Origin of the sequence: Priestia sp. YIM B13490 (genome assembly GCF_042787735.1) — a bacterium.
In the GTDB taxonomy this organism is placed as follows: Bacteria; Bacillota; Bacilli; order Bacillales; family Bacillaceae_H; genus Priestia; species Priestia megaterium.
Genome location: NZ_JBHZOT010000003.1, coordinates 814,502 through 834,065 on the forward strand (window position 1 = coordinate 814,502; position 19,564 = coordinate 834,065).

A 19,564-nucleotide genomic window follows, 5' to 3' on the forward strand; every position below is an offset into this window, starting at 1 on the left:
GCAAAGCCTTTTTTGTTCTATATCCATGCATGTGATTACATTAACCAAGAAATTAACAATGGTAATGTAACAAGTGACATAATGGCACTAAGTACGAATGCTGAAGCTGTTTCACCAGCTAGGCTGTCAAAGCGAACTGAAATCATCGCTGCTACAGCTGAACCTGGGAACGCTACTAATAATACTAATTTTACGATATCAGCTGATGATAGACCCATTGCTGTTGCAATTCCTAACATTACAAGCGGCTGAATAGCCACTTTCAAAATTGCAATACCAAATGCCGATGGGCTAAATTGAATTTTACGAATACCAATTGTTACCCCAACTGCGAATAGAGCCGCACCTGATGTAATTGAGCCAATTTGATTTAAACTGCTTGATAATAAATCTGGAGATTGGAATCCACATAATACTAATACTACTGCGATTAACGGAACACAAGCTAACGGCTCAGAAAGACCGTGTAAGATTGATTTAATGGTTACTTTAAATAAGCTTTCTTCTGAATCCCCTTCACTTCTTTCGCGTTGTCCAACCGTACCAATAATAGTTGCTAAAGGATCAAGCATCGCATTTACTACGATACCAGTAATGGCGATTGGAATTGCTACTACATCCGCGCCAAACAAGCTACCTAATACGGGAATACCCATAAACGCAAACGTTGGCTGCGTAGAGTTTAAAGAGAACATAGACGCGCCTGTTAGTGAGTATTTGAATACATATTTTGCCACAAGTAAGAAAAGAACATAAAATCCAATAATACCAAGAACTAATGCTAGTAAAAACGGCCATTTTTCAATAAGCGTTTGTTTTGATGTTGTTGTAATACCAACGAATAGATGTGCAGGTAACGCAAATTTTGTTACAAGCGTATTTAACCCTTTAGATGTTGTTGCATCAAACTTTTTAAAGTACCCTGCTAAATAACCTAGCAAAATAACGAAAAAGATTGGGGTTAAAATAATAAAGATTTGACTAATTTCCATTTTTGAACACTCCATTGTTTAGATTAGAATCAATCATATAAATTTGCTTTCTTAGAAAGATAATTATCTTCTAAGGCTTGTCTATGGATATTGTTTACGTCAGGCCATTCATCTCCCTTTTTGCTAAACATCTCTACAAATATGAAGTAACGTATAATGGTTCATGAAAACGCATGGACTTTGTTTTTCTGCAATCATTTATTTACTTCGAAGCTGTTCATTTAGTTAAATCAAATCACACAAAACTTGTCATACAATACAGTAACTCTACAACCTTAGCAAAAACTTGTCATACAATCATGTTGTTGGCTTACTTAAGCTGAAAAAAAACACCTTCAAATGAAAGATGCTTAATCTTGGAACGAAAGAAAGCGACTTCTGATTGATGAGGAAGAATCTCTAAGAGTTTGAAACTCTCAGTTAAAAAGTTCCATAATTTCACAAAGTTTTTACAAACAATCTTACTTATTTGTATACTGCTTTCTGTGACGAATTTATGAACATGTTTTAACTTAACATTTGTAGGGCAATTATTCAATTACATTGCTTAAAATTTTAATGAAAAAAATATTTTAATCCTGTTTTTTTTACATAAAACGGATTAAAATAGTTATAAAGACCTATATATTATCGCTTAAAAAGAAGATGATTCATCTATCACCTTCTTTTGCTCACTTTATTTAATAATTACATTTCGATCATAACGTTACTTTATTTTAGCATCAATAATGGAAAAATTGTGTTCTTCTGAAAACCACGCTTTAATTTTTTCTTTTGCTTTCAGTTTAACACCTTCATCAATGTACATGGCAACTTGAATCAATGCAAGCCCGAGAGCTCCTAAATCATCTGTAAATCCAACTCCTGCTGCAAAGTCCGGAATTAAATCTAAAGGAAGAATAAAATAACCTAACGCTCCTATAATGACTGCTTTTGCTTTTGGGGGAATATCAGGTTTTTGTAGCGTGTAGTATAAAAGCAATACGGCATAAACAACGTTTGCTCCCGCTTTTTTACCAAACTTTTTAAGCTTGTCCCAAAATTTTTCTTCCGAATAATATTTGGCTGTTTCCTCTGTACGAACGGGTACAATTTCTTGTTTTTCTTCCATATCGATCACCCTTTCATCACCATATGTACTTATTATAAACGATTATCTCTACCGAATTCCATTGAGAGCTTAAACTCCATAAACCTGCACAAAGCAGGCTTATGAATTTTTTAATGAGTAATGCTTCATAACGATGGTAACTAAGTCATTCAGCGCTGTTTCACTTTTAGAATGATTTTCAAACTGCTGAATGAGATCCATATGTTCAAGCAGCACTTCGTAATTCCCTGTCATCTTTCTCAGAACTTCATATGCGGAACTATTCAAATCCACTTGTATTTTCAAATCCTCCAGCTGTACTAGATACTCATTCCAGCGCTGGTCTTGTTCTAGCAGCAGCCATACAATTTCTTTTATTGCCTTCCGCACATTGGACTCCATCTTTTCATCTCCTTTGATACACAGATATAACAAAGTCTATGAAAAAAACGAGCTTTTTCATTCCCGTATTAAACAAAAAGAGTTTCTTTTATTTTATAACAAGCCCGCTTAAGAGCTCTTCCCATACTGTATCATCGCGCAGCACGTTCATTGAAAAAATAGGTGCATGTAAGACACATGTATAAGACAAGTCCCAGTTAGCTTCTGACAAAAGTTTTTTTTCACTGTTTGTCAGCAGCAGTATATAGAAATCGTTTTTGACCATTCCCTTTAAAATATGCTCTAATTCTTTCGCTTCTTCATACGTTCCGCCCATGCGAATAAACAATATACAAGAACTGGTCTCCATCGACGTTAAAAATCGCTCCGTTCTCCGTTCATATTTTTCTTTGACTTCATTATATGAAAGCCAGTTAGTATCCGTATTAATAGACGACGGAAAATCATGAGCAGAATCAATTTGATACACCTTATCACGCAGTCTAAGCGTGGAACCATCTCCGAAAGAACTGATATAGGTTAAGTGTTCATATACAAATAAGTCTTTACAGCGATTTTTCAACAGCTGATTGACGTGAGAAAGAGAAATGCTAATACACCAATCAATCACGCCGGCTTGTTTTCGCAAAGAATATTTTTTCATGTATATCCCTGGAAAACAGTTATAGCCTAAACTGTATATCATATCGTACTGCTTGCTTTTTAGTTCATTTAAAGTAACCATATTCATCCTCCCTTCTACTATAAAATATGACAGCTTTTTATAGAAAGAGGCGGCTTCTGCCTTATACCGTACAAGCTTTTTGTTTCTCAAAAGCTTGTATAAATAAAGAACAATAACGTAAAGGAAAATAACCGAAGCAAAATATTTTGGAACTCGAAAGATTATTGTTAAAATACTTGTATTCCATTGAAATAACAAGGCCTATGAAGTCTTTAAAGAAAGAAGATGAAATTGATGAGTAAAGCATTAAAAGATATTCCGATTTCCGTATTGGATCTTTCTCCTGTAGTTGAAGGAGGAACTGTATCTGACTCACTTAGAAATACATTAGATTTAGCTCAGCACGCTGAAAAATGGGGGTATAACCGCTACTGGCTAGCTGAACATCATAATATGACAGGTATCGCAAGCTCCGCTACATCCGTTGTAATTGGTCATGTAGCTGCAGGCACGTCACGCATTCGCGTAGGCTCTGGAGGTATTATGCTTCCTAACCATTCTCCGCTTGTTATTGCTGAGCATTTTGGCACGCTTGAATCACTATTTCCAGGACGTATTGATTTAGGCTTAGGAAGAGCGCCAGGGACAGATCAGCTGACAGCACAAGCTCTGCGACGCGATCGCAGAAGCGACGGCAGTGACTTCCCAGAACAGCTGGCTGAACTGCAAGAATACTTTAAACCGGCTTCAGAAAGTCAGATGCGCGTTAAAGCTGTTCCCGGTCAAGGTTTAAATATTCCGATTTGGCTGCTTGGCTCAAGCGGTTTTAGCGCACAGCTTTCTGCACAGCTAGGCTTGCCATTTTCATTTGCAAGTCACTTTTCGCCTAATAATACAATGACAGCTCTTAACATGTATCGCCGTTATTTTAAGCCGTCCGACGTGTTAGACAAACCATATGCAATGTTAGGTGTAAACGTAATCGCTGCTGATACAGATAGAGAAGCTGAACGTTTGGCTACTTCTATGCAGCAGCAGTTTCTAAATTTAATTCGAAACACACCGGGTAAACTCAAAGCTCCTGTGGATAATATGGATGAACTATGGACTGACTTTGAAAAAGCTTCTCTTCAACAGCAGCTGGGCTCTTCTATTGTCGGAAGTCCTGAGACGATTAAAGTCAAGCTGGAACAGTTTATTGAAGAAACAGAAGCAGATGAACTGATGATTAACGCTCAAATTTACGATCACAAAGCTCGCCTTCGTTCGTACGAAATTGTTTCTCAGCTGTTCAAATAATAAAAAAGGCCGGACGCGTCCGGCCTTTTTATTTGCTTTCTACTGCTTCAAGAAGTAAATCTGCAAGATGAACGGCCCTTACACTTTCTTCTACTCCTTCTCTGACTACCCCTAGCTTCATTTGAATGAGACAGCCCGGGTTTGCTGTTACAATCGTATGGGCATGGGCTTCTTTCACTTTTTCCATTTTATAATCTAAAATTTGCATAGACATCTCTTGTTCCGTTAGATTATAAATACCAGCTGAGCCACAGCAATGATCCGCATTTTCCATTTCATTAAACACCGTTCCGTTAATCGCTTGGATCAGTTTTCTCGGTGCGCTGGACGTTTTCATCACGTTTCTTAAATGACACGAGTCTTGATACGTAATAATTTGACTTGGCAGCGATAACTTTTGTTTTTCCACAAACTGTTGCTGCACTAGAATCTCTGAAAAATCTTTCACTTTTGCAGAAAAGGCCTCTGCTCTTTCTTTCCATTCCGGTTCCTCTTTTAATAAATGATCGTATTCTACCAACAGCGCACCGCAGCCTCCTGCATTAAGAACAATATCATCCGCTTGAATGGATTCAAACGCCATGATATTTTGCTTCGCTAACTTCTTTGCCTGATCTTTTTCTCCTCCATGCGCATGCAGTGCGCCGCAGCACGTCTGCACTTCTGGTATAACGACCTTACACCCCGCTTTTTGTAAAAGTGCAATCGTCGCGTTGTTTGTTTCCATAAACATCGTATCCATTAAACACCCTGTAAAAAAAGCAACCGTACGCTCTCTTGTTCCTTCTGCTTCAAATAAAAACGGCCGTTTCTTCATTTCTTTTTTGGTTGGCACAAGCGGAAGCGTTTTTTCCATTTGTGCTAGATTACCAGGAAGGACGTTTAGTACGTTTGTTTTTTGAACAGCTTTTTGCAAGCCGCTTCTTTGATAGAAAGCAAGCAGAGAATGTACATTTTTTAATCGTTCTTTATGAGGAAAAAGCTGTTCAAACACCATATTCCTGAGCGCTTTTACCGGCCATTTATGCCTTTTTTTCTGCTGAATAATATCACGCGCTTCTTCTAATAAGTGTCCGTACTTCACACCCGAAGGACAAACAGGCTCACACGCTCGGCAGCCAAGACAAAGATTCAATTGCTTTTCAACAGATTCATCAGGTTCAATAAGTCCGTCTACAACTCCTTTCATCAAAGCAATTCTTCCGCGCGGTGACGCTGCTTCATATTGATTCGTTTGTCCATACGTCGGACAGCTTGGCAAACAAAAACCGCATCTCATACAATTCATTAACTCGTCATAATCTAACCGTTCTTTGAATGCTTGCTGAATGTCTTTTGTTGCCGTCATGAACGAACCACCACTCTTTTTCTCGTGTCTTTAGCAAAAATTTTCCCTGGATTCATAATTCCTTGCGGGTCCAAAGCATACTTAATTGCTTTCATCGCAGCTACTCCTTCTCCGCCCATCTTCAATGCCAAATACGGTGCTTTCATTTCTCCTACTCCGTGTTCACCTGTAATCGTTCCTCCAAGCTCAATGGCTTTATGAAAAATCGCTTCAAAAGCTTGTTCGACGCGGTGAAGCTCTTCTTTGTCGCGCGCATCTGTTAAACAAGTCGGATGCAGATTTCCGTCTCCTGCATGACCAAACGTACAGATCTTAACGTTATATGTTACAGCAATTTCATTAATCGCCTTGACCATTTCGCTAATTTTAGACCGCGGGACGGTTGCGTCTTCTAAAATCGTCGTTGGCTTCATCCGTGCTAAAGCAGAAAGAGCTGATCTTCTTGCTGTACTTAACGCTTCTGCTTCTGCTTGCGAAGCCGCTACTTTTACAGATACAGCATTTCCTTCGCTGCAGATGCGTGAGATCATTTCAATATCCCGACTCACCACTTCCGGGGGACCGTCTTGTTCAATCAATAAGACAGCGTTTACATCTGTTGGTAGACCAACTTGCGCAAAATCTTCTACTACTTCGCACGTCGGCTGATCTAAAAATTCAAGCGTGGCTGGAATAATCTTATTGGCGATAATTGCTGAAACCGTCTTAGCAGCTGCGTCCATGTCTTCAAACAGCGCGAGCAGAGTTTGTTTTGTTTCAGGTATTGGAATGAGCTTTAAAATGGCTTCTGTCACGACGCCAAGCGTTCCTTCAGAACCGACAAACAAGTTCGTTAAATCGTAGCCAGCTACATCTTTAGCCAGCTTGCCTCCTGTCTTAATGCAGTCTCCGTTTGCAAGAACTACTTCAAGACCAAGAACGTAATCTTTTGTTACGCCGTATTTTAAGCCTCGTAATCCTCCTGAGCACTCATTGATGTTCCCTCCGATGGTTGATATTTTCATAGAGCTTGGATCAGGAGGATAAAATAAACCTTTTGCCTCTACGGCGTTAATTAAGTCTAACGTGATAACACCCGGCTGCACGGTAGCGGTTAAATTTTCTTCATCAATTTCCAAAATGTTATTCATTCGGTTAAATGTAAGAACAATTCCGCCTTGCGTTGGACACGTTCCTGCGCTTAAATTTGTACCTGAACCTCTTGGCACAATAGGAACATGATCTTCGTTGCATATCGTTAAAATTCTTTTCACTTGATCTTTGTTTTCAGGCATAATAACCGCATCAGGAAGCGACTGAAAGTTAGGTGTTGCGTCATAAGAGTACACGAGTCTTGCTTCACTGCTATCTTGAAAATTGGCTGATCCTACAACTTCAATGAGCTTTGCTTTTGTTCGTTCATTAAGCATAACGTTCCTCCTTATATATCTCTTAATCTTATTATAGTTGCAGAAGCCACGAGGGACTATGGATAAAAAACTAAAAAAAAGCGCTTTAAAAACTCATTTTTTGTATGTTTATCTAATGAAGGGCGCACTTACTCCAATAGAGACAGCGCAAGGTAAAAAAGCGTGATACCCTTTACGCTTTTTGGATCAATGTCTGTTAGTTCTTTCATTTGCTTCAAGCGGTAATGAAGCGTATTAATATGAATATGTAAATCAAACGCCGTTTTTTTCAACGATTGATCGTTGGCTAAATAGCATTTCAGCGTTTCGAGAAGCTCTTTTTCTTTTTGAATGGAAGAAAGCACTCGACTCAAGAATTCCTTTTTTACAGGTTCAGAAACGTCTTCTAACATCATGTCCATCAGCAGCTCCTCATAAAAAACAACGGTTTGACGTTTTGAAGCCACTTTAAGCGCTTTTTTCGCTTCTTCATATGAAGCATGCAAATTAAATTCCTCCGCTGGCTTTCCTATACCAATAGCGATCATAACTTGGTTGTTTGCTTGAATATACTGCTGACATTTTATTAATTCTTCTTTAAATCCTTGCCTTGCCTTTTCACCTACAGCCTCTTTAAGTAAAAGCAAGCGATCGTATCCCCAATTTGCGATATAATCTCCTTGACCTTTATGACTTTCAAACCAGTAGCGAATCATTTCTTGTACCTGCTGCTGCTTCTTTTTCGAAAGAGATGAATCAATTTGAAACAGCGTGCAGCAATAAGAGCTTTCTACTTGTACTCCTAAAATATGGCCTCGTTCAATAAATTCTGCATCTACCTGCTGGCTATAAATCCATTCACGAAAAAAAGCTTCTACTCCTTTATTTTCCCATTCCTTTGTTTCTATGTAATATGCCTCGCGAATAATTAGCTCTGTTAATCTTCGAATAATGTCTGCAAAAGGCTCAACAGCTTCTGGAGTGCCTGTAATGCCAATAACGCCAATAATGTCTCCTTGATAACTGATAGGCAAATTAATTCCTGGCTTAACTCCTTTTAAATCTGCTGCTTCTTTTTTGGAGATATATAGTTTTTTCTTTTTTTGCATCACGTTCCACGCGCCTTCATGAAAAAAACCAACCCGCTTTTCTTCTGTAGACGCAATAATAATTCCGCGTGTATCCGTTACAATTACATGTTCTTTCATCACAAGCTGTACTTCTTTTATAATTTTCTTCGACAGTTCAGACACTAGCTGCACGTTGTTTACACCTCACCTATCATCAATTAAAAGAGCTGAAAGAATGGTTTTCTCTCAGCCCGCTCTTTTTATTATGCGTTCACTTTTTCAGCTTTTTTTAGCACGTTAAAAAACTCTTTCATAAATTTAGGTAAATCCGGCCATGCTTGTCCGGTTACTAGGTTTCTGTCTACATGAAGCGTCTGTTCCACAAATACAGCACCCGCCGCTTCTACTTCCGGTCGGCAAGCAGGATACGCTGTCACTTCTCTGTCCTGCAGATACTTTCTAACCGTCGTTAACACGAGCTGACCATGACAAATAACGCCTAAAGGTTTATTTTCTTTTAAAAAATGCGCAGCAATTTCCTGAACTTTTGTGTTCATTCGAATGTATTCAGGCGCCCGTCCTCCAGGAATAATAAGACCATCATAATCGGCAGGATCCACTTCATCAACAGAAGCGTGAGAATCAATTTTATATCCCGTTTTCTCAGTGAATGTTTCCATTTCTGGAAGGAAATCATGAACAACCGTTTGAAGCTTCTTTTTCACGGGAGAAGCAATGGTACACTGAATATCTTCTTCTAAACAGCGATAATACGGATAAAAAACTTCTAAAGCCTCCACGGCATCTCCTGTTAAAATCAAGACACGTTTACTCATCTTTTATCACCTTTTCTTTCTTAATATTGTCACTTACTTCTTCTCGCAAGCTGCTTTCCATTCCTGCTTTTCCCCTATGAATAATAAAAAAAGCAGGGCCTTCATTCCTTATCAGGAATGTCAGCCTTGCTTTTTATCTTGTAATCTTTTTAATTCAGCTGTTAATTCACTAAACCAAGCCTTGTCTTTCGTTAGCAGCGCAAGATCAATCAATGAAAGAATCTGCTCTTCGTGCGCTGTTTTTTGAAGGGGCAGCTTCTCTATTTTTTCATCCATCATGCCAATGGTTGTGCCGACCATTTTTTCATCATCACTTTTTACAACGTTGATTAGTGCTGCTTTTTTAGATGGATTAATCGTTTTAATATATCCGTATATAAGTTCACCGTCGCGAGACTTTCCTTTGACCCAATCGCCTACTTTTAAATTTCCTTCAAATAGCTTCACAGTCATTCTCCTTTCTTCATAAACATGCTAAGAATTAATGTAACGGCATATAGTACTGCAGAAAGTAGTGTAATCATAATACTTACAGTTTAGAAAGTCAAAGAATCTGTTTTAGAGCCAAAAGCTTGATATACAACTAAATCACTGCAACCTATAGACAAACAAAGGAGATAAAGATTCCTTGTGAAACCGCTACTGATTTCCGTGCAAGGCTCCGCTCCAATCAACCGCTAAAAGCACCTATATACATGAAATCTATGTTCACCACAACAATAAAAAAATCCGAACGATTCATCGTTCGGATTTTTCTTTAACTAAACTCAGCCTCTTTATTTGTTAGACGAGTCCAGTTAAGCTGTAGATTCCAATAATTAAGAAACATGCAAGCGTTTTTATAACAGTGATGGCAAAAATATCTCGGTAAGACTGCTTGTGGGTTAACCCGGTAATAGCAAGTAGGGTAATAACAGCTCCGTTATGAGGAAGCGTATCCATACCGCCTGATGCCATCGCTACAACTCTGTGCATAACTTCAGGAGGAATGTTGTACTGATTAATAGCTTCTACATACTTATCTCCCATCGCACTAAGCGCAATTCCCATACCTCCAGAAGCAGAGCCTGTAATACCGGCTAAAATGTTTGTCGTAACGGCTCCATTGACAAGCGGATTTGTAAAGGTATGTGAAATACCATCACGAACGGTTGCAAAGCCAGGAAGAGATGAAATGACGCCTCCAAAGCCATACTCAGCTCCCGTGTTCATCGCAGCGAGAAGCGCTCCGCCAATACTTGCGTTAAGACCAGCTTGGAAACCGGTGGTCACTCTCTTCCAGTCATACGCAATCGTTGTGATAATTCCAATAACAAGTGCCAATTCCACTGACCAAATACCAACAACTGCGGTTAAATCTACTTTTCCGAACGCTTCAAGACCAATTTTGGCAAAATCAAAACCGTCTGGGTACCACTTTGGAATAGAAACAGTAAAAAATTTGTTTGCCACCCCTACAAGCACGAGCGGAACAAATGCAAGAATCTGTCTTGCTACGCTAGGTTCATATTTAGGTTCTGTAGAAGGTACAGACTCTTTTTCTAGCTCTGCAGCAGCCGCTAGTTCATTATTAAACCCGTAGTAGCCTTCTCCAGCTTTTCTTGCTTTTTTGCTTCGGCTTTCTAAATACCAAAGACCTAAGCTAAAGACAATCACCGATCCGATAATCCCCAGTGTCGGAGCAGCATAGATGTCTGTTTTAAAAAAAGTCGTTGGAATAACGTTTTGAATTTGCGGTGTACCCGGAAGTGCATCCATGGTGAACGAAATAGCTCCTAATGCAATCGTTCCCGGTACTAATCGTTTTGGAATATTCGCTTCGCGGAATAAGTTAGCCGCAAACGGATAAACTGCAAACGCAACAACGAATAAACTTACCCCGCTGTAAGTTAAGATTGCTCCCATTAAAACAATAGCCAAGATGGCGCGTTTAGCCCCTACTACTTTAACAATTGTTTTCGCAATCGATTCAGCGACTCCAGACATTTCTACCATTTTCCCGAAGACTGCTCCTAATAGAAAGACAGGGAAGTAGTTTTTAATAAACCCAACCATTTTCTCCATAAAAACGTTTGAGAAAAACGGGAGTGCATAGCTTGGTTCCGTTAAAATAACAGCTAGCAGCGCACACAATGGAGCAAACAAAATAACTGAAAATCCGCGGTAAGCAACCAGCATTAAAAGCCCCAGAGACAGCAAAATAATCAGCAAATCCATAACGTTTCCCCTTTCATCCCTCATTCAATTTGTTTTGAATTTATCTTATTTTTTATAAAGTGCAGACTCAAACTCATATTCATAGCACGTGTAATACAGCTGGATAATTTCTTCTGCCGTCGGTACAACCGGATGGTTAGCAGGACTTCCGCTTTGAATCGCATCCGCTGCCATTTTCTCAACCGCCGCGTAAAATAGCTGGCGATCAATGCCCCACGATTGAAGATTAGGAATCTCTAAGTCGATACAAAGCTGCTTGATGGCTTCAATTAACACATCTGCTCCCTCTTTTTTTGTATATGATACGTTCGGAAAAAGAGCTTGTCCTATTTCACCTAAACGATCGATTGAAGCCTCTTTTGTATAGTCCAAAACCGCAGGCAGGAGCATCGCATTAGAAATACCGTGCGGCACATGGAATAACGCACCAATAGGTCTTGACATACCGTGCACTAGAGCAACAGATGAATTTGAAAACGCCATTCCTGCCAGCATAGATGCATAGGCCATTTCGTTTCTTGCTTGAACATTTTCTCCATTTCTATACACAAGACGGATATTTTTCATAATTAACTCAATTGCTTGAAGCGCAAGTGAATCTGTAAAAGGATGTGCTTTTTTAGACAAATACGCTTCCACTGCATGACTGAGTGCATCAATTCCTGTAGCTGCCGTTACGTGTTTCGGACATGATAGCGTTAATAACGGATCAACAATGGCTGTATCAGGCAATAATTGAGGCCTTGCGAGCATCATTTTTACATCATACGCCGTGTCTGTAATAACCGTCGCTTTCGTCACTTCTGAGCCTGTTCCAGCAGTCGTAGGCACGGCAACCAAAGGAAGAGGACTATCTTGAAACTCTTGTTGATTTTGAAAATACGTTCGTAGATGCCCTTCATTTGTCATCATAATGGCAACCGCTTTTCCAGTATCGATACAGCTGCCTCCCCCTAAGGCAATAACCACATCGCACTGCTCCGTTTTACATATAACAAGCGCTTCATCTAGATGAATATCTGTCGGCTCTGAATTTACGCCTGTATACACGGCACAGTCCATGCCAGCCTCTGCTAAGTAACGACGGCCAGTTTCTACATTGCCTGCTTTCACCATAACGTCATCACTTATAAGCAATGCCTTTGTCCCAAGCAGTGCAGCCTGTTCTCCAATTTTAGAAAATGATCCTTCTCCATATAAAACCGTGCGTGGTACAAGTAGTTCATAAATTCCCATTGTTTTTCCCCCTTTGTTATCTCGCTGACAATCTCTCCTTCCGTACTTTCATGCTGACTTATGTAAGCGATTTCATTTATTTGTGCAAAAAACCAACATGAACTTCGTTTTTCTCCCCTATTTATTCTCTTTTTGTATACCCCTTTCCTCTTTCATTCTAAAATTTCATCTTATATTTTTCAATCTTTTTTTGTAACTTTTTAAAAATTACAAAAAAAGCCAGAGGTATTCTCTGACTTTACCATTTAAATAAACTTTTGAACAGTATTATTTCGATTTAATTTATAAATAGACAGCAGGAAAAAAACAAGTGCAAAAGCTAGTAAAATGCTGATATTTAACCATAGGCTGCTTAAATCAGCTCCTTGTTGAACACTTTTTAACGTACTTAATACCCACGTTTGAGGAAGAAAGTCGGCTATTTTCTGCATCACATCCGGCATAAATTCAGGCGGAAAAAAGCAGCCGGACAGTAAACAAGTTGGCGTGATGATAAGCGTCTGAAGACCATTCGCTGCTTTTGAACTTTCTGTAAAAGCGATAATTACAAGAGACAAGCCGATGGCTACTAGACCAAACAAAACTAAAATGAAAAACAGCTGCCATACGGGAATGTTCATATCTACGTGAAAAAGAGTCGTAATCCAAACAAGTGTAATCATTACTTGCAGAGTTAATAAAATCATATTTGTAATAACATTGGATATCACGTATTGCCTTGCGCTCACTGGCGAAGCTAACAGTCTAAAATACGTTCGCTGCTCTTTTTCTTTTGTGATAAGAGCCGATAAATTCACCGCAGAAAAAAGCATAAACATGATTAAATATCCAATTGTCTGCTTGACAATGTTTTGATCGGTTCCTTTGTCTTCAAGAGCATGCGTCGAGACGTGGAATGGCGCTTTTTGATAATTCTCATACATTTGTTTAAACGCCGCATCGTCGCCTTCAGCAGCTTGATTCAGCGAAGAAATATTGTCAATATATTGATACAAATAAGACTTAATAAAGCTCGTTACTTCTGCTCCTTTTATTGAAGTGATTGTAATATGATCTGGTTTGTTCGCTTTGACGCTGTCAGAAAACCCTTTTTCAAAGGTAATAACCGCATCAACTTTCTTTGACGTAATCTCATGATCCACTTCTTTGTCCGTAAGCATTTTAACATTTGTTTTATGCAGCCCTTTTAAAAACTGAACGGTATCTTTTGTAATATCCGTTGAATCGTGATTGACAACTCCGATATTCACCGAAGTCCCTCCTGCATTTCCATAAATAAGAACGGACATTAAAACCCCTGCAATAGGCAAACCAATAACAAACACAAGCGTCCTTTTGTTTCTAAGCAGCATATTTCTTAGCATATTTGTGACAAGCCACATGATATTTTTCATGTTATAACCCCTCTCTTTTTCTCAAAAGCACAATTGCTATGCCCAGGAATAAAATAGAGAAGCCTACATTCAACCCGATAACTGAAAGAGAAGCGCCGATATCATTTGTATAAATCAATTTAATAAGTCCATTATTCATCCAGGTTAAAGGTGATACATTGACGAATCCCTCTCCAGATCCATTTTGAAAATAGGTTCCTCCCACAATACACGACACTTGAATAACAACCATAATAATTGCTCTTGACGCCGCTTCCGTCTTCGTAAGGTAGCTCACTCCTAATCCAAAGCTAATGGCAAAAAGAATCTGAGATACTAACATTACAAGTACTAAGAGTAAATGATCTCCCCAATTGGCATCAAAAAAATATTTAGTCGACATAATGACGACTAACACACAAATGGCGTGAACCAAAACAGTACCTAAAATTTTTCCGACAAAAATTTCAGCGGTTTTAACCGGAGCGGCTACTAATCGACTAGCTGTATTTCGCATACGCTCTCCTCTAATTAAATAACTCGCTGAGATAGATCCGTACAAAACAATCATAGTTGTCATTGAAATGGCGTAGTAGTCTATTGAATTTGGCTGTTTTTGAGAATGAAGAGATGTTTCTTGAATATAGTCATGCTTAGACGCACGGAGCAGATTATCCACTTGCTGAGGGTTTACTTTAGCCACTTCCATAGCCACATTGTACTTATCCACAAAAGTGCTTAACATACCTTGGACCATGTTGAATTCAATGCTGTTTTCTTCATTTCCGTAGAGATGAATGTCTCCGTCTTTCATTTCTACATAAGCTGTATAGCGCTGCTCTTTTACTTCTTTTTTTCCATTCTGATCTTTTTTCAGCGCTTTAAAGTGAATGCCCGATTTTTCTGCATGGGCAGCAAACTGCTTAAAAGCAGCAGATTCTTCATTACTTGTGTCGATTTTATAGAGAACATAACTGTCGTCTATCTTCATATCGTTATTAAAGGCTTGAGACAAAGCTGTTCCTAAAATAAGGACAAGAGCCAGTGGAAAGAGAATCATAAAGATAAATGCACGCTTATCTCGCAGATCACTTTTCATTTCTTTCAAAGCAATTGCAATAATATTCATTCGTTATTCCTCCTTTCTTTTATAGATCTCTTAAACTGCGCCCCGTCAGCGTGAGAAAGACCGTCTCTAAATTAGGGGCTTGTTCTTTAACTGCTTTAATTTCGATATGATGCGTCATTAAATAATGAATGACTTTGTTCAAGTTATTCACTTCGGCGCTTGAATTAATTTTAATGATTCCATCTTCATACGTAACGGCTGTTACGCCTGGAATTTCTTTTAGACCGCTGCAATCTATATCGTCCGCTTCTTTTACTTCAATCCAAATATCTTTTGTATCAGTGATAATAGCTTTCAGCTGCTCTTTTGTTCCTTCAGCAATAATCTTGCCATGATCAATAATCGCAATTTTTGTACATACCTCTTCTACTTCTTCCATATAGTGACTGGTATAAATGATTGTGCTTCCCATTTCATTTAGCTTTTTTACAGATGTTAAAATATAATTTCGCGACTGAGGATCAATGCCAACCGTCGGTTCATCCATAATGATAAGCTTCGGGCGATGAGCAATTGCGCATGCGATATTTAACCTTCTTTTCATTCCTCCTGAAAAGCTTTTCGGATACGCCTTTTGTTTATCTAAAAGCCCTACAAACGCTAAAGCTTCTTCGACTCGTTCGTTAAGAAGTGACCCTCTTAATCCGTAGAGCCCTGCAAAAAACTTCACATTTTCATAGGCTGTCAAATCTTCATAAATCGCTAAGTCCTGCGGAACAATTCCAATGTTCATCTTTGCGAAATTTCGGTGTTTCTTTATATTTTTCCCAAGTACTTCAATATCGCCGCTGTTGCTTTGAAGCAGACTAGCTACCATATGAATCGTTGTGCTTTTTCCTGCTCCGTTTGTTCCTAAAAAGCCGAATATATCTCCTTCTTCTACTTGTAAAGACAAATTATCTACCGCAATAAAATCTCCAAATTTCTTTGTTAATTTTTGAATTGATAATACGTTCATCATTTCACCTCTAGTGTGTTGGTATATCCTTATTTTATGAAAAAAAGGCAAACTTACGTCAGTGCATAAGTTCACCTTTTCTCCATGAGAAATCTCATTATTTATGTATGAAGTTTCTCACCTATCGGCAGCAGCGTGGTAACAGAAAACCCGTTTGCCCCGTCAACGATCACCGTTCCGTTAATGGAAGCAGCTCGCTCTTCCATTCCTGCAATGCCAAGGCCTTTTTGAAACAAGTGAGCCCCTTTTCCATTGTCTTTGACTTCTACTTTAACCATTTTATTTAGTACATGAAGCTCAATAGAAATCATCGTTGCTTCTGCATATTTTAAGGCATTCGTAATAGCTTCCGTTATATTTTCATGGATAATTTTCCACTGAAGAGGGGTGATAAGATCCAAATTACCTTTGTATACAAGAGGCATTGCGATACTATGTTTAGCCTCAAATTCACCAATAAATAATTTAAGCCTGCTGATTCCTATTTGCTCAGCGGGAGGCTTTATACTTTTTAACGTTAACCTGATTTCTTCAATGCCTTCTTTCGAAATTGTAATTGCATTTTGAAGAAGAGACAGCGCTTTTTCTTCATCTTGCTTCATTACATGCTTTGCTGCCTCCATTTGAATAAGCGCTCCTGTCATTGAATGACCAATCTTATCGTGAATTTCCTGCGATAATCGATTTCGCTCTTCTAATTTTGAAGCATATTGAGACTGTCTCATATACTCTTTATTTTCATTCACATGCTTTTGCAGCTTTTGCATACTTACTCTCATTTCATCAAGCTTTTGTTCATAATTGATTGTCCTCTTTTGATAGCGAGCTGCTCCTGTATAAATAAAGAAAGTAAGCGCAGCGACTAACACATACAGCGCGCTAATGTCAGAGGGAACAAGCAGCATTGGAAGCAAAACAATCAGCAGCACCATCCATTTTTTCACGACTGATTCTCCAATAAGCTCACAAAAGTTTAGCGGCAAAAGAAGAAAAAACAAAGGATGAAGTTTATACGCACAATATAGAATAAGGACAATTGAACTAACAATAAACATACGCTTGAACACGCTCTTTTTCACAATGGACGCTGCAATGTTAACACAGCTGTAAAGAAGCAGTGCTAACACAATAGCTGAAATCGAGTGTACATAATTAAACTGAATGTACGTAATAGCCAAAAACAGTATAAGGATGAGCTTAGTCATCATTAATCCGACTTCCATAGCCCTACTTCCCTTTACCGGTTAAATAGTAAATAGCAATTTGAGTACGGTGCTCAAGTCCCGTTTTACTTAAAATCGAACTAATATAGTTTGCTACGGTACCCTCTGAAATAAAAAGTGTTTTAGAAATTTCTTTATTTGAAAGCCCCTTGGCAATCAGCGTCATAATGCTCGTTTCACGCTCTGTAAACTGTGTCATATCCGCTTTTGACTCGCGCTCAGTTACAGCGTTTAAACTTGATTTAATCTTATCTAGCACAACATCTTGAAGAACCGTATGTCCGTTAAACACGCTTTTGATTGCGTCTCGAATGCGCTCTGGCTCTGTATTTTTTAACAAGTAGCCTTTAGCTCCGTTTTTTACGGCATCAATAATATATTCATCGTCATCAAACGTAGTTAAAATAAGCGGCTTTGCTTTGGTTGACTCTGAAATAAGCTTTGTAGCCTCTACACCGTCCATAACAGGCATTCTTACATCTAACAATGCAATATCAACGGAATGATTCTTGCAATATTGAACGGCTTCCTGACCATCTTTTAAAGTAGCAACAACGTCGAATTCCTCGTATGTATTTAATATAATTTTCATTCCTTCTCGAATAAATGAATTATCATCTGCAATAATAATAGTAATTTTCATTTCTGTAAGTGAGAAGACCTCACTTTTTTCACATCCTTTTTTCACATCCATCCCGATGCTTCTCATTTATTGTAGCCATAATAAACCAAAAGTTCAATGCGATAGTTCACAGTCTTTCTAAGCACTAAAAAAGAGCAAACCTCCGCAGGTTTACTCTTTTATCTCATTACTTCTGAGCTAACTTAATCACTGTTTCTAAAAGTACGTTTACACCTTTTTCACATTCTTCCCAAGGAGTGAACTCTTCCTCACAATGACTTTTTCCGTTTACGCTCGGTATAAAAATCATAGCCGTCGGAATATAGCTAGCTAAAAACTGTGCGTCATGTCCAGCTCCGCTTACCATTCGCTTGTAGGAATAGCCAAGGGAACGAACCGACTCTTCCACTTCATCGCAAACCGTTTTATCAAACCACACGGTATCGCGACCCCAAAGCTTGGTCACCCGCACTTCGCAGCCTTCTAACAGCTCCGCTTGATCAGGCAGTGATTGAATAATTTTTTCCACAGATGCAATGACATCTTCATCCGTATGTCTCGCTTCAAGCGAAAAAATAACTTTATTTGGAATAACGGTATGAATATTAGGCAGTACGTTCATACGACCCATTGTATAGACTAAATTTGAATCTAATCTGCCGAGCTCATGACGAGCTTCAGCAATTAAATTATTAGTTGCAAAAAGCGCGTCTTTCCGCATGTCCATCGGCGTCGTCCCGGCGTGATCTGACTCCCCGGTAACTTCAATTTCATAGCATACCATTCCGAGCACGCACTCGACTACACCGATTGATTTGGCTTCTCGTTCTAGAATAGGCCCTTGCTCAATATGTAATTCTACAAATGCCGATGCTTCAGTAAGACGGTTACTCGTATCGCCTTCATATCCGCATGATTGAAGGGCTTGCTTAAACGTCACGCCGTCAACATCTGTCTTCTTCATCATAACGTCTTTTTGAAACTTGCCCGATAAAATACCTGAAGCCATCATAGAAGGCTCAAAACGCGCTCCTTCTTCATTCGTAAAGTTAACAATGGTAATCGGCACCTTCGGCTTAATATTATGTTCAACCAGCGTCCTTACTAACTCTAACCCTGCAACTACACCGAGGATTCCATCAAACCTTCCGCCTTTTTTTACGCTGTCCATGTGTGAGCCAATCACAACAGGCGGCTTATCTTCTAGTCCTTCAAGCGTGGCATAAATACATCCAAGATCGTCGATTTTAATATCCATTCCAAGATCCCGGCAGCATGAGCAAAAATAATCTCGTGCTAAACGGTCTTCTTCTGACAGCGCTAGGCGGGTTACACCGTTATTAGGTGTTCGTCCATAATCGGCAAATCGTTCAAGCGTATTTTTTAACCTTTCTCCATTCACTGCTACTTTTTGTCGTTGCAACTCAACCACTCTCCTCATTATTTGGTTATAAAGTGCGTCTAAGATGCTGTGTTAATGAATATCATTCATTATGACATAAAATAGGCGATATCACTTGAAGTCTGTTAGAACCCCTTCCATTATTTTTATAATGAAAGTGCGCAGTTTGCCTTATGTATCTATTAGCTTCAAAACGTAAATTTCCTGCTTTTTTCTATGAATAATGCACGCGTTATTTATGCATTTTTATTATAAAAATAGCGATAGGTTTTTTTCAAAAAAAAGAGAATTAGTTATTATACTAACTCTCCTCTA

18 protein-coding genes are annotated in these 19,564 nt (G+C 38.8%); 1 reads left to right on the forward strand and 17 read right to left on the reverse strand.

Annotated elements, in window-relative coordinates:
• Positions 1–35: 35 nt before the first annotated feature.
• From ACFX4R_RS14095 to ACFX4R_RS14110, 4 genes are all read right to left on the reverse strand, one after another.
• On the reverse strand, positions 36–992 hold the full coding sequence (locus ACFX4R_RS14095) for an AEC family transporter (protein WP_025751675.1): 957 nt from the start codon (positions 990–992) through the stop codon (positions 36–38).
• Between the two features lie 706 nt (positions 993–1,698).
• On the reverse strand, positions 1,699–2,103 hold the full coding sequence (locus ACFX4R_RS14100) for a YkvA family protein (protein ID WP_043982937.1): 405 nt from the start codon (positions 2,101–2,103) through the stop codon (positions 1,699–1,701).
• A 99-nt stretch (positions 2,104–2,202) separates the two neighbouring features.
• Positions 2,203–2,484, reverse strand: a complete 282-nt coding sequence (locus ACFX4R_RS14105; RefSeq protein WP_013083437.1) for a hypothetical protein — start codon at positions 2,482–2,484, stop codon at positions 2,203–2,205.
• Between the two features lie 88 nt (positions 2,485–2,572).
• A complete protein-coding gene (locus tag ACFX4R_RS14110) occupies positions 2,573–3,208 on the reverse strand; it encodes a DUF1796 family putative cysteine peptidase (RefSeq protein ID WP_377569802.1) in 636 nt (211 codons plus the stop codon).
• A 234-nt stretch (positions 3,209–3,442) separates the two neighbouring features.
• Between ACFX4R_RS14110 and ACFX4R_RS14115 the strand changes: the two genes are divergently transcribed.
• Positions 3,443–4,447 (forward strand): LLM class flavin-dependent oxidoreductase, encoded by a 1,005-nt coding sequence (locus ACFX4R_RS14115; RefSeq protein WP_013083439.1) that lies wholly within the window; start codon positions 3,443–3,445, stop codon positions 4,445–4,447.
• Between the two features lie 28 nt (positions 4,448–4,475).
• Here the strand turns inward: ACFX4R_RS14115 and ACFX4R_RS14120 are convergent, their stop codons facing one another.
• The 13 genes from ACFX4R_RS14120 to ACFX4R_RS14180 all read right to left on the reverse strand — a co-directional run bounded on the left by ACFX4R_RS14120 (position 4,476) and on the right by ACFX4R_RS14180 (position 19,270).
• Entirely contained in the window at positions 4,476–5,795 is a 1,320-nt protein-coding gene (locus tag ACFX4R_RS14120; RefSeq protein ID WP_043982946.1) for a (Fe-S)-binding protein, read from the reverse strand.
• The gene (glcD, locus tag ACFX4R_RS14125; protein ID WP_043982949.1) at positions 5,792–7,204 is read right to left on the reverse strand and encodes a glycolate oxidase subunit GlcD; all 1,413 of its coding nucleotides are present in this window, start codon (positions 7,202–7,204) and stop codon (positions 5,792–5,794) included. The genes ACFX4R_RS14120 and glcD overlap by 4 nt, the downstream gene beginning before the upstream one ends.
• 128 nt (positions 7,205–7,332) lie before the next feature.
• Entirely contained in the window at positions 7,333–8,445 is a 1,113-nt protein-coding gene (locus ACFX4R_RS14130) for a CdaR family transcriptional regulator (RefSeq protein ID WP_043982951.1), read from the reverse strand.
• A gap of 71 nt (positions 8,446–8,516) precedes the next feature.
• The gene (locus ACFX4R_RS14135) at positions 8,517–9,089 is read right to left on the reverse strand and encodes a DJ-1/PfpI family protein (protein ID WP_237074980.1); all 573 of its coding nucleotides are present in this window, start codon (positions 9,087–9,089) and stop codon (positions 8,517–8,519) included.
• Positions 9,090–9,209: 120 nt separating this feature from the next.
• Positions 9,210–9,536 carry an IDEAL domain-containing protein gene (locus ACFX4R_RS14140; RefSeq protein ID WP_013083444.1) on the reverse strand — a complete coding sequence of 109 codons (327 nt, stop codon included), beginning with the start codon at positions 9,534–9,536 and terminating at the stop codon, positions 9,210–9,212.
• Positions 9,537–9,872: 336 nt separating this feature from the next.
• The gene (locus ACFX4R_RS14145; protein ID WP_013083445.1) at positions 9,873–11,306 is read right to left on the reverse strand and encodes a GntP family permease; all 1,434 of its coding nucleotides are present in this window, start codon (positions 11,304–11,306) and stop codon (positions 9,873–9,875) included.
• 45 nt (positions 11,307–11,351) lie between these two features.
• Positions 11,352–12,542 carry an iron-containing alcohol dehydrogenase gene (locus tag ACFX4R_RS14150; RefSeq protein WP_377569805.1) on the reverse strand — a complete coding sequence of 397 codons (1,191 nt, stop codon included), beginning with the start codon at positions 12,540–12,542 and terminating at the stop codon, positions 11,352–11,354.
• Positions 12,543–12,787: 245 nt separating this feature from the next.
• Positions 12,788–13,936, reverse strand: coding sequence for an ABC transporter permease (locus ACFX4R_RS14155; RefSeq protein WP_377569807.1), 1,149 nt, complete (start codon positions 13,934–13,936; stop codon positions 12,788–12,790).
• A 1-nt stretch (position 13,937) separates the two neighbouring features.
• Positions 13,938–15,044, reverse strand: coding sequence for an ABC transporter permease (locus ACFX4R_RS14160; protein WP_280559737.1), 1,107 nt, complete (start codon positions 15,042–15,044; stop codon positions 13,938–13,940).
• A 19-nt stretch (positions 15,045–15,063) separates the two neighbouring features.
• Positions 15,064–16,002, reverse strand: coding sequence for an ABC transporter ATP-binding protein (locus tag ACFX4R_RS14165; RefSeq protein ID WP_043982960.1), 939 nt, complete (start codon positions 16,000–16,002; stop codon positions 15,064–15,066).
• 101 nt (positions 16,003–16,103) lie between these two features.
• Entirely contained in the window at positions 16,104–17,225 is a 1,122-nt protein-coding gene (locus tag ACFX4R_RS14170; protein WP_377569809.1) for a sensor histidine kinase, read from the reverse strand.
• A gap of 4 nt (positions 17,226–17,229) precedes the next feature.
• Positions 17,230–17,868, reverse strand: coding sequence for a response regulator (locus tag ACFX4R_RS14175; RefSeq protein WP_340447600.1), 639 nt, complete (start codon positions 17,866–17,868; stop codon positions 17,230–17,232).
• Between the two features lie 166 nt (positions 17,869–18,034).
• Positions 18,035–19,270 (reverse strand): Zn-dependent hydrolase, encoded by a 1,236-nt coding sequence (locus ACFX4R_RS14180; RefSeq protein ID WP_377569810.1) that lies wholly within the window; start codon positions 19,268–19,270, stop codon positions 18,035–18,037.
• Between the last annotated feature and the right edge of the window lie 294 nt (positions 19,271–19,564).

Bases quoted from the DNA above. Each gene is read 5' to 3' on its own strand.
- ACFX4R_RS14095 (WP_025751675.1), bottom strand. From the start codon at position 992: ATGGAAATTAGTCAAATCTTTATTATTTTAACCCCAATCTTTTTCGTT.
- ACFX4R_RS14100 (WP_043982937.1), bottom strand. From the start codon at position 2,103: ATGGAAGAAAAACAAGAAATTGTACCCGTTCGTACAGAGGAAACAGCC.
- ACFX4R_RS14105 (WP_013083437.1), bottom strand. From the start codon at position 2,484: ATGGAGTCCAATGTGCGGAAGGCAATAAAAGAAATTGTATGGCTGCTG.
- ACFX4R_RS14110 (WP_377569802.1), bottom strand. From the start codon at position 3,208: ATGGTTACTTTAAATGAACTAAAAAGCAAGCAGTACGATATGATATAC.
- ACFX4R_RS14115 (WP_013083439.1), top strand. From the start codon at position 3,443: ATGAGTAAAGCATTAAAAGATATTCCGATTTCCGTATTGGATCTTTCT.
- ACFX4R_RS14120 (WP_043982946.1), bottom strand. From the start codon at position 5,795: ATGACGGCAACAAAAGACATTCAGCAAGCATTCAAAGAACGGTTAGAT.
- glcD (WP_043982949.1), bottom strand. From the start codon at position 7,204: ATGCTTAATGAACGAACAAAAGCAAAGCTCATTGAAGTTGTAGGATCA.
- ACFX4R_RS14135 (WP_237074980.1), bottom strand. From the start codon at position 9,089: ATGAGTAAACGTGTCTTGATTTTAACAGGAGATGCCGTGGAGGCTTTA.
- ACFX4R_RS14145 (WP_013083445.1), bottom strand. From the start codon at position 11,306: ATGGATTTGCTGATTATTTTGCTGTCTCTGGGGCTTTTAATGCTGGTT.
- ACFX4R_RS14150 (WP_377569805.1), bottom strand. From the start codon at position 12,542: ATGGGAATTTATGAACTACTTGTACCACGCACGGTTTTATATGGAGAA.
- ACFX4R_RS14155 (WP_377569807.1), bottom strand. From the start codon at position 13,936: ATGAAAAATATCATGTGGCTTGTCACAAATATGCTAAGAAATATGCTG.
- ACFX4R_RS14160 (WP_280559737.1), bottom strand. From the start codon at position 15,044: ATGAATATTATTGCAATTGCTTTGAAAGAAATGAAAAGTGATCTGCGA.
- ACFX4R_RS14165 (WP_043982960.1), bottom strand. From the start codon at position 16,002: ATGAACGTATTATCAATTCAAAAATTAACAAAGAAATTTGGAGATTTT.
- ACFX4R_RS14170 (WP_377569809.1), bottom strand. From the start codon at position 17,225: ATGGAAGTCGGATTAATGATGACTAAGCTCATCCTTATACTGTTTTTG.
- ACFX4R_RS14175 (WP_340447600.1), bottom strand. From the start codon at position 17,868: ATGAAAATTACTATTATTATTGCAGATGATAATTCATTTATTCGAGAA.